This is a genomic window from Candidatus Rubrimentiphilum sp. (assembly GCA_035710515.1).
In the GTDB taxonomy this organism is placed as follows: Bacteria; Vulcanimicrobiota; Vulcanimicrobiia; order Vulcanimicrobiales; family Vulcanimicrobiaceae; genus Rubrimentiphilum.
In genome coordinates this window covers 197,934-207,388 of the sequence record DASTDE010000002.1, presented here as the reverse complement: position 1 = coordinate 207,388, position 9,455 = coordinate 197,934, and the positions used below count along the sequence as shown (strand labels likewise).

General features: G+C 59.2%; 11 protein-coding genes. 3 read left to right on the top strand and 8 right to left on the bottom strand.

Going from position 1 to position 9,455, the window contains the following annotated elements; genetic code table 11:
• Positions 1-270 precede the first annotated feature (270 nt).
• Positions 271-840 carry a hypothetical protein gene (locus VFO29_07270; protein HET9393299.1) on the top strand — a complete coding sequence of 190 codons (570 nt, stop codon included), beginning with the start codon at positions 271-273 and terminating at the stop codon, positions 838-840.
• Positions 841-842: 2 nt separating this feature from the next.
• Here the strand turns inward: VFO29_07270 and VFO29_07265 are convergent, their stop codons facing one another.
• Genes VFO29_07265 through VFO29_07245 form a run of 5 tightly spaced genes read right to left on the bottom strand, consistent with a single transcriptional unit; the run spans position 843 to position 4,815 of the window.
• Complete coding sequence (locus tag VFO29_07265) at positions 843-1,187, bottom strand: hypothetical protein (GenBank protein ID HET9393298.1); 345 nt, start codon at positions 1,185-1,187, stop codon at positions 843-845.
• The gene (locus tag VFO29_07260; protein ID HET9393297.1) at positions 1,184-2,221 is read right to left on the bottom strand and encodes a 2-oxoacid:ferredoxin oxidoreductase subunit beta; all 1,038 of its coding nucleotides are present in this window, start codon (positions 2,219-2,221) and stop codon (positions 1,184-1,186) included. Before VFO29_07260 ends, VFO29_07265 begins: the two co-directional genes overlap by 4 nt.
• The gene (locus tag VFO29_07255) at positions 2,218-4,023 is read right to left on the bottom strand and encodes a 2-oxoacid:acceptor oxidoreductase subunit alpha (protein HET9393296.1); all 1,806 of its coding nucleotides are present in this window, start codon (positions 4,021-4,023) and stop codon (positions 2,218-2,220) included. Before VFO29_07255 ends, VFO29_07260 begins: the two co-directional genes overlap by 4 nt.
• Positions 4,024-4,037: 14 nt before the next feature.
• Positions 4,038-4,229 (bottom strand): hypothetical protein, encoded by a 192-nt coding sequence (locus tag VFO29_07250; GenBank protein HET9393295.1) that lies wholly within the window; start codon positions 4,227-4,229, stop codon positions 4,038-4,040.
• Positions 4,230-4,272: 43 nt separating this feature from the next.
• On the bottom strand, positions 4,273-4,815 hold the full coding sequence (locus VFO29_07245) for a gamma carbonic anhydrase family protein (GenBank protein ID HET9393294.1): 543 nt from the start codon (positions 4,813-4,815) through the stop codon (positions 4,273-4,275).
• Between the two features lie 17 nt (positions 4,816-4,832).
• Between VFO29_07245 and VFO29_07240 the strand changes: the two genes are divergently transcribed.
• The gene (locus VFO29_07240) at positions 4,833-5,084 is read left to right on the top strand and encodes a hypothetical protein (GenBank protein HET9393293.1); all 252 of its coding nucleotides are present in this window, start codon (positions 4,833-4,835) and stop codon (positions 5,082-5,084) included.
• Here the strand turns inward: VFO29_07240 and VFO29_07235 are convergent.
• The 3 genes from VFO29_07235 to VFO29_07225 all read right to left on the bottom strand — a co-directional run bounded on the left by VFO29_07235 (position 5,081) and on the right by VFO29_07225 (position 8,245).
• On the bottom strand, positions 5,081-5,422 hold the full coding sequence (locus VFO29_07235; GenBank protein ID HET9393292.1) for a hypothetical protein: 342 nt from the start codon (positions 5,420-5,422) through the stop codon (positions 5,081-5,083). The genes VFO29_07240 and VFO29_07235 overlap by 4 nt on opposite strands.
• A 119-nt stretch (positions 5,423-5,541) precedes the next feature.
• Positions 5,542-5,718 carry a hypothetical protein gene (locus VFO29_07230; GenBank protein HET9393291.1) on the bottom strand — a complete coding sequence of 59 codons (177 nt, stop codon included), beginning with the start codon at positions 5,716-5,718 and terminating at the stop codon, positions 5,542-5,544.
• 133 nt (positions 5,719-5,851) lie between these two features.
• Entirely contained in the window at positions 5,852-8,245 is a 2,394-nt protein-coding gene (locus tag VFO29_07225; GenBank protein HET9393290.1) for a fimbria/pilus outer membrane usher protein, read from the bottom strand.
• On the opposite strand from VFO29_07225, the gene VFO29_07220 reads away from it, so the two are divergent.
• Positions 8,208-9,128, top strand: a complete 921-nt coding sequence (locus VFO29_07220) for a hypothetical protein (protein ID HET9393289.1) — start codon at positions 8,208-8,210, stop codon at positions 9,126-9,128. The two genes, VFO29_07225 and VFO29_07220, sit on opposite strands and share 38 nt — an antisense overlap.
• The last annotated feature ends 327 nt before the right edge of the window (positions 9,129-9,455 follow it).

Genomic DNA, 9,455 nt, shown 5'->3' with positions numbered 1-9,455 from the left:
CAGGTTCTTACGGCCGGCAACGACCTTGTCATACTCTCGACGCATTCGCTCCGGCTTCGTCACGCTGGAACATGGTCTCAAATTATTTCCGCTGACGGGACCTGTCAAAGGACCGCCATCACCGGTGCAATCGCTTGGTGCCTGACGTTTGAAAGCAATTCTAGCCTTTTGACCGCAACGAGATTCGACGGGACATCTCTTGCGACTCAAACCATCAAAGCTCAGTCGGAAGTCCTCTCTTCTGGGCTCAACGACGACGTCTGGTTCAGTATGAAAGACTTACCGTTCCTCGGCCATATGACGGCGAACGGAAACCTGGAGCAGATAAGACTGCAATCACCAATCCAGGCGATCTCCCGAAGCACGACCGCGGTTTGGTTTAGCGAGGCGGATCACTTGCACTACGGTTTCATCGACGCAGCTGGTAAACTGCACGAGTTTACGTGGGTCGATCCTGGTGTGCTCTCAGTTAGAGGTGCCGGCTCAGCTGCTTGGCTCGAAGAGCTCTTTCTCAACCGCCGCGTAATAGTTCGCAACGTAGATAGCGCCGGTTCGAACGGAGGGGGCGCCTACGCCGTAGATGTTAAAGCGTTCCTCGTTGCCCCCGACGGGACGGCCTGGGTTCAGAGCAGCGCTTGGCCTACGATTCTGCGCGTCACGGAAGCCGGTGGCGTAACCCGATATCGCCTACCTTGCATCGATCAGCATCTCATGCTGCTGCACGGCCCCAACAACGGATTGTGGTTTTTGAGCAAAGAGCCGCACTGCAGCGGATATATTGACGCTGCCGCTATCCACGTACGGGACCTGCCGGCCGTTGAGTATGTAGACTACAAGTAACTTTATTTTTGGTGCGTGTTGATTTGCAGCGTGCAATTATGCTGCACGTAAATCATCAGGGTCGTCTTACTGTTGTTGATCGTGACGCTCTCGACGATTGGGCGTGGCGTGCACTTGCCAAAGAACTTGATTTTGACGGGAGTGCCAAGCGTAACCAGGCGTTGGTCGCCACGGTTGGGCTCTAGCTCGAACTCCTCGATCGTGCGATCGCTGCCGATGAGTTCTATCGTTGCGGGGTCCGCCGTGCCGTTGTGCGTCAGCACGAAAATCCGTTCCGTCGCGGCAGAAGCCGGGATCGCCAGAAAAGCGAACGCGGTCAGTGCGAGGAGCGCCACGGCTCGTTTCATTTGAACGACTCCATGAGCTTCGACCAGTCTTCGCGCGAAATCCGAAGCTCGTTTTCGTTCAGTTGCGCCAGCGGCTTCTGCGGAAGGTTCTCACGTGCCGCGAGGTCGTGCGCTTTCACGTTGATGTACAAAAGCCCCGTGACGAGTTCGCCGCGGCCCCGGCCTTCATGCAACATGGTGAGCGCTGCGACGCTGTCGGTCGGATCGTAGTCTATCTCGACTTTGCGGAGCAAGATGCGCGAGCCGTCATCGAACTCCACTTCCTGCACCGTGCCGGGTTCGTAGTCAACCGTAATCTCTTGACCGCCGACGATGTAGTCGGGCGTGTGCAAGATCGCGTGGTGTTCTTTAACATACGAATAGCTCTTCGTCGAGCCTTCGTGGTCGTTGAACGTTACGCACGGGCTGATAATGTCGAGCACGGCCGTGCCGCGGTGTGAAAAGGCCGCCTGCAGCAAGGGTATGAGCTGTTTGCCGTCGCCCGAAAACGAGCGCGCCACGAACGTTGCGCCGAGTTCGATGGCCAGTCCGCAGACGTCGATGGTCTCGAATTCGTTGACTTGGCCTTTCTTCAAGACGGATCCGCGATCGGCGGTCGCCGAGAACTGCCCCTTCGTTAGGCCGTAACAGCCGTTGTCTTCGATAATATAGGTGCAATCGACGTTGCGGCGGATCATGTGGCAGTACTGGCCGAGTCCGATGCTGGCGGTATCGCCGTCGCCGCTAATCCCGAGCACCATGAGCTCGCGGTTGGCGATCTTCGCGCCGGTGGCGAGCGAGGGCATGCGCCCGTGCACGCCGTTGAAACCGTGCGCGCGTTCGACGAAGTAGGCGGGCGTCTTCGAGGAGCAGCCGATGCCGCTCATCTTCGCGAGTTTGTGCGGCTCGACGCCGTACTCGTACAGCGCTTTGATCAAATGATTGGTGATCGAATTGTGTCCGCAGCCCGCGCAGAGCGTACTGGCCAGCCCTTTATAGACCTCGCGCGTGAGGCCGGCAGAATTTACGTTGGCTGGAGGTGCGCCGCTGGTCATGCCGGTACGAGCTCCGTTTGTTCGAGTTGCATCAAGGGATCGATGATGGCCGACGCGTCGATCGGCACGCCGTTGTAGTGACGAATCGACTTTAAGCGTTCGATGGAACGAGCCGGCAGTTCGGCTCGTAGCAAGCCATACAGTTGGCCGTCGCGGTTTTGTTCCACGACGTAGACGCGCTCGTGCCGTTCGATGAACTCAAAGACCTCCGGCGTGAACGGCAATGCCCGCACGCGCAAGTAATCGGTTTCGACTCCGGCCGCGTGCAGGCGGTCGCGCGCTTCGACAACCGCGTGATGTGACGTGCCGTAGGCGATGAGCGCGGTCGGTTTGCCGCTTTCCTCGACCACGGGTTTCGGCACCGCGCCGCGCGCCGTTTCGAACTTGCGGTTCAGGCGGTCGAGGTTGTTGCGATAGACGTTGGGATCTTCCGAATAGTGCGCCGTTTCGTTGTGGCCCGAACCGCGCGTAAAGAATCCCGCGTTCGGATGATTGGTTCCGGGCAGCGTGCGATACGGAATGCCGTCCGAATCCACGTCGCGATAGCGGCCCCATGATTGCGCGGCCTCGAGGTCGGCAGCGCTTAGGACTTTCCCGCGATCGAAACCACGCTCCGGATACGCCAGCGGCTCGGTCATCCAAAGATTCATACCGAGGTCAAGATCGCTTAGGACAAAGACGGGCGTCTGAAAGCGATCCGACAAATCGAATGCCTGTGCGGCAAACTCGTATGCTTCAATCGCGGTGGCGGGCAGAAGCACGATGTGCTTCGTGTCACCGTGCGATAGCGTGTACGCAAATGCAACGTCGCCTTGCATCGTGCGCGTCGGCAAACCGGTCGACGGCCCGGCGCGCTGAATGTCGAAGATAACGCCCGGAAGTTCCGCGTAATAACCTAGGCCCGCGAATTCGGCCATCAGGGAGAGGCCCGGACCGGACGTCGAGGTCATCGCACGCGCGCCCGCCCAAGTAGCGCCGAAGACCATGCCGATTGCCGCAAGTTCGTCTTCGGCCTGCAGAACGGCGGCTTTGCGTTCGCCCGTCGTTGCATCAACGCGATAGCGGTCGCAATACTGAATGAACGATTCGCACAATGAGGACGAAGGCGTGATCGGATACCACGCCGCCACAGTACAGCCGGCCATCACGCAGCCGAGTGCCGCGGCGGTGTTGCCTTCCATTAATATCAAGCCTTCAGTGAGGCCGGTCATGGGTTCGAGCTTGTACGGGTCGGTCTTCGGCAAATTCTCGCGGACGTAGTTCATGCCGAGGCGCACCGCATTCATGTTGGTGTCGACTGCGCTCAGCTTGCGCTTGAACTGCGCGCGCAGCGCCGCTTCGATCGTCTCTTCGCCGATGCCCAACAATTCCGCCAGCGCGCCGACGTAAATCATGTTCGTGAGGTACTTGCGCAGCGCCGCATCGGGGATTTGTTCTTTTGCCATTTTGGCGAACGGCACAGGGTAGTAGACGACGTCGTTGCGCTGCGTCACGCCGGTGACGGCATAGCTCTCTTCATAAATTATCGCGCCGCCGGGCTTGACGTCCGGCACGTCCGCGTGCCACGTAACGGGGTTGAGCGCAACGAGAATATCTATCTCGCGGCTGCGACATTGGTAGCCTTGCGGGGAAACCCGCACGTCGAACCATGTCGGCAAGCCCTCGATGTTCGAGGGGAAAACGTTTTTTGGTGCGACGGGAATGCCGAGGCGGAAGATTGCGTTGGCCAAAACCAAATTCGCGGATTGACTACCCGAGCCGTTCACCGTTGCGGCGCGGATCGTCAGATCATTGATCTGCACGCCTTAATCTTCGGTTAACCCTCCTGGTCAACCTCGCTCGTATCGCCCCGTTCGACTTGGGTCTCGTCGCGTTTGCGATCGTCCACGTCTCGTTCAGCGATGTTTTCTTCGTGAATCTCGCCGTGACTGGATGGGCTGCGCGTTAGGATGAGGCCGGAGAGCCGCCGCTTGCGGTCGCCGTTTGGTTCAAAGAGATGGTCAGCCATGCTTTGTCCCTACCCTCGATGACCGCCGGATAACGTGGCAAGCCTATGGTCCTGTGCTCTTGCCGATGTTTTCCGCGAGGTAGGAGCGCGAAAGCTTTACATACTCCTGCGCGCTAATCTCAATCCACTTAGCAGACTCACCGTCCAGTTGCTTCTTGACCTTGGCGGGCGAGCCCGCGGCCAATACGCCGTCGGGGATCTGCGATTGTTCGCCGACGACGCTTCCCGCCGCCACCAGCGAGCGCTCGCCGACCGTCGCGCCCGTGAGCACAACGGCGTTACTGCCGATCAGCGCGCGCGATTTTATGTGACAGTCTTCCATCACCGCGGCGTGTCCCACAGTGACGTCGTCATCGATGTGCGTGCGTCCGCCTTCGCTGACATGCACGACGCAGTTATCTTGAATCGACGTGCGCGCTCCCACGCGGATCGGCCCATTGTCGCCGCGCAGGACCGCGCCGAACCAAATGCTCGATTCGGGGCCGACTTCAACGTCGCCGATCAGCACGGCAGTCGGCGCCAAAAAAGCGGACGGGTCGACCTTCGGCCGTTTGCCGCGATACTCAATGATTGTGGCGTGTTCCATAGAAACGGACGGTTCTAATGCACCGTCACAACACCCCGCTTCGAGGCGTAAAGGCAACGCCGCATCCCAAGCCGGGTGATGCGAACTACGGCACGGTGAACTATGCCTACGCGGGCAAGACCGGTCACATCCACGAGGTCGTGACGCTCAACGGTCGCGAGCTCGCGAAAGTCGGCTTCGACGATAAGAAGATCGTCTATTATTTTCTAGACGATTTGGAACTCGACGCGAGCGCCAAGCGCGGGACGTTCCACGACGCCGAGTCCTAAACCGGGTGCAGTGTTAGCCGGATAGCCGGCGGATAAGGCGCATATATGCAGTCCGCGTCGCTCTGGAGCCAGGGAGCTTTTCGTGACTTTGCGTGTATGCAGATCTCGCCTTTCGCATTCGGCCAGATCGCGAACTTGTACGTACCATCAGGTCTTGTCGATCCGGTAAAATTCTCGGGCGGCGGTTCCGTGTCGATAACGGTGACGACGGCGTTGTAGAACGGCTTGCCGTCGTGCATCACGGTGACGGTTACCCAGTGCGTGCTCGAAGCTGCCACCATAATCGGCAAGCAGATAAGCGCAAAAGCGGCGGCCATGACGAAACGCGTGAAATTCATAACGAATCCCTCCGGATAGGGCAGCTTTGCTCACGGGAGCTGGAGGCCTGCAATCGATGCGCAGGGGGTATTCAACCGACCGCCAAGGCGCGAGTATGAAGCGTTCTTTGGCAATCGTTCTAGGTTTGCTTTGCCTCGCGATGTTCGTCTCGGTTAACGCGCGCGCCGCGAACCCCCGCATTCAGGTGACCGTCATTCAGCGCGGCCAGCCCGCGAGAGGCGCGGTCGTCGAGGTCCGGATGATGTTTTCCGGTCGTATTAACATCGGCCAGGGCGTGACCGACAGAGACGGACACGTCAGGATGTTTGTGTATGAGCACTCAACGCGCAACTGTTGGATTGCCAAGGAGCCGTATCGACGGATTCATAGCCCTACTGAGTGCTTCGACGGCAAGGAACAACCGTTGTCAATCGTTTTGCAACTTCCGTCTATAAGCGGCAAGTCTGCCGGCCGAGATCGGGAATCTGATCGACATTTGACGGCACGGTAATCGCGATCGTGCACGGCATCCCGTTGACGCTGCCCGTCAAGCGTTGCGGACCCGGAGCTAATCCGGCAATGTACGTTCGGCCGTTGTAGCCGATTGGATAGCTGCCGTTAGTGCTTTGAAGACTGCCGCCCGGGTCGAGCGGGGAACCGCGCTCGTCGAGGGCAGTGAGCGTGAACCCGCCGCGCGAAGCGATTGGGATTGTCAGCGAGAGTGGCGAGCTGCGCGCCGGAACGACGTGCTTTGGGTCGACGATGTTCACGTCGAGCGGTATGTCTTCGGTCGAGACTCCGATGGCGTTGTCGCGAAATGGCGCCAAGTCGCGCAGCACGAGATCGCCGTGTGAGTTCGTCCGGCCGACGTCTGAGGAATTGACCGACACTCGTACATTTCGTAGACCGGGAATATGCAACACGCCGAAAGACTCGCTATCGCCGACCGTGCGCAGCGTATAGAGCCGGCCTCCGGCAAATGCAAGCGCGCCGGAGATCTCCGGCTCGTAGATGCTCCTGCCGTTCAATTGCTGGAAGTTAAAACTGGCGGCCGACCACGGCATCTCGTAGTTGATGTAAAAACGGCGATCTTGCGACCGGCTCGCCGTGATTTTGGCGGCCAGCGAGATCGGATCCGAAGGGTCGACGGAATCCTTGCGGTACTCGATGGACGCGCTCTTTTGCCCTTGCGCCGTGACGGCCGTCCGCTCGACCAGCCGTTCGTCGGGGCTCACGCGAAATGTCAGGGTCAGATTTGCGCTCATCCGGCGTCGCACGAAGTCATAGAGCGGGGTGACTTCCAGCGTCAAAGCCCGGTTGCGATAACGCGTTTTAGCCGACAGCATGGACGACATGAACCCGGTATTCTCGCGGCTGCGATCGAGGCGTAAGCTGAGCGAGACGTTGCGGTTAACGTCAATGCCAAGCTCGCTGGATTCGCTGATTTGAGCGATCGTGTCGCCGAAGTCTTCGCCGAAGAACGGCTCGGTCTGCAGCGAGTTGAGCGTAAGCTGCTCGCGAAACCGGAATCCCCGCCGGCGCATATTATACTCGACTTGACTGGCCCGGCGTTTGTTGCCGTCCCCGATGCGGAATTCGAACGTGTCGTCGCCGGTTAACGAGAAATCTGCTCCGATGTCGGCAAAATTCTCGCCGACGATGTCCTCGGCGTGAAATTCACCGGTTATGCGGCTGGTTATGCCGTATCGAACGGTTCCGGAAAATACGCCGCCGCGGTAATAACTGCCCTTGAGATCGACGTTGGAGTGCGCGAGCCCGGCGTCCGCGCTGAACGTCGTCATGCCCCTGCCGAGGAAATCCGGATTGTACGAGGGTCGCGCGACTTGGAACGTTTTCTTTCCGTTTTCATCCGTGAGCACCATGACGATGTCGGAGTGAGCGGCCGACGACGGCAGATCGCGAACCGTAAACGGTCCTTGCGGCACGTCGCGCCGCAGCTCTAAGACGTTGTCAACGAACACTTCGAGCTGCGATGGCGAAGCGGCAACGCCGGAAACGGTCGGCGGACCATTCTGCACGTACGTCGGATCGCTCGTATAGTCCGAAGCAAAGTGCACGCCGCCGAACGGTGCGCTCTGTCCGATCCAACCGCCGTCGATCGTGCCGTCGCCGAGTTGCAGGACCGTGTGGTTGGCAGGATTGAGACGAAACCAGCGCGTGCGCGAGCGATGGAATTCCAGGCCATCATCACCCGTCGTGCTCAGGTAGCGTTGTTCGAAGACGCCGTTGCCGGCCGCGGAAAAGAAATCGTAACTGCCGTTTTCACGCGAGAGAAAATAGTTCATGAAGAGGCCGGTGCCCGGCGAGATCGGCGGCAATTCCGTGCTCGGCTGCCCGATGAAGGCAGATCTGCGGGCGACGATGTCAAGTTCGTGCGTGTCGCGGTCGAACGACGTTGCCAGCGTCAAGTCGGTTTGCAGGCCGTAGTAGGATTGGCCGTCGCGATCGAACGCGGGTTTTAATGGGCGCTTGAGCTTCCAGGCGTCGAGCTGGACCGATGAAACGTAAATCGTGTGATCGTCGGCGCGATAAAGGGTGGCGTCGGGGTCAACGACGACGCCGTCCAAGCGCACGCTGTAGTGCTCGAGGTGCAGCTCGTCGCTAAAATCGGAGGTCGTCTCGGCGCCGAAGGCCGGGCGCGCTTGTATCGCCGGCGCGAGAAGCGCCAGTGCGGTCAAGAGTATCGAGAGCCATCTAAAAAATACCATGGCGATGAAAAATGAAGGGCGCGCACATGCGTCTTCGAAAAGCAGGGGCCCGGCCCTTTCACACGAGGAGTAGAGAATGCCGATCGTTGCCGCAGCTCCACCAATCAGCGTCACGCCGCCGGGCGGTTTCGACTATGTGACCGTCGATGCGACCGCACGCCGCGTCTATGCGGCGCACGGCGCGGTGCTTCTCATCGTGGACGCCGATAAAGGTACGATTGTGGGCACCGTGCAGGTCGGCGGGGCGGCCGGCTCGGCGCCAAACGTTGCGACGGGACACGTGTACGTCGGTGACGGCGACGCGAAGGCCATCTCCGAGGTCGATCCGGTGACGCTCAAAGAAGTCCAGCGAGTCGCCGTGTCGGGTGCCATTGACGCGATCGCATACGATCCGCAGAATGCGAGAATTTACGGGGACGAAGACAACGGCACGCAGATTTTCGTCATCGACGCCAAGACGTTCAAGCAAATCGGCACCATCGCGCTGCCCGGCCACAAGCCGGAATACTTGCAGGTCAATCCTTCGACGCACGAGGTCTATCAGAATATTGCCACCGATAGCGAAATAGTCGTCGTCGACCCGAAGACGATGACGGTTTCGCGCACGATCGCGACGCCGGAGATTACGAACAATCATCCGCTGCAGTATGATGCGCCGTTCGATTTGTTGCTCGTGGCCGGCGCGAACAAGAAGATGTCGGGATATTCCAGCGCCGGGAAGCTTTTGTGGACGATGGACTATCCGTCCCGCGTCGACCAATGCGATCTCGACGCTTCGCGGCAGCTCATGGCATGCGCGGGTAGCGGAATAACACTTTTAAAAATCAACCAGAATGGACCGCCGACGATTATCGGTACGCTCGACGTTTCGCCGGGATTGCATACCGTGGCTATCGATCCGAAGACCGGCGATATTTGGGCCGTGTGGGGTGTGCGCCCTCCGGGCAGCACGACTACAACCGCGTCATACATTCAGCGCTTTCGCTATCGACCGTAGTTCGTAGTAGCCGTTTCGGAAGAATGAGCGGCGAAAAATGTAACCCCTTGACATAGCGCGCTCGCCGACCCTTACGCCCGTTGCCCACATTGGCATTGCCATACGTTTCCGTAAGGGCGTGGTGGTTGGGACAGAGGAAACGAAGGTTTTCAGGCCGGTTATTCCGTGCATTTCCGTCGATATGGTCGATGTGAATCGGGATGCGCCCGGTATGCGGATTACGTTCGTTCCATCCGCACACGCAGCACTTTTCTCCATACGTTGCGATCATGTACGTTCTTATGTGACCGGAAGGTTTGTCAAAGCTCGTTGTCGTGCCGTCGATCT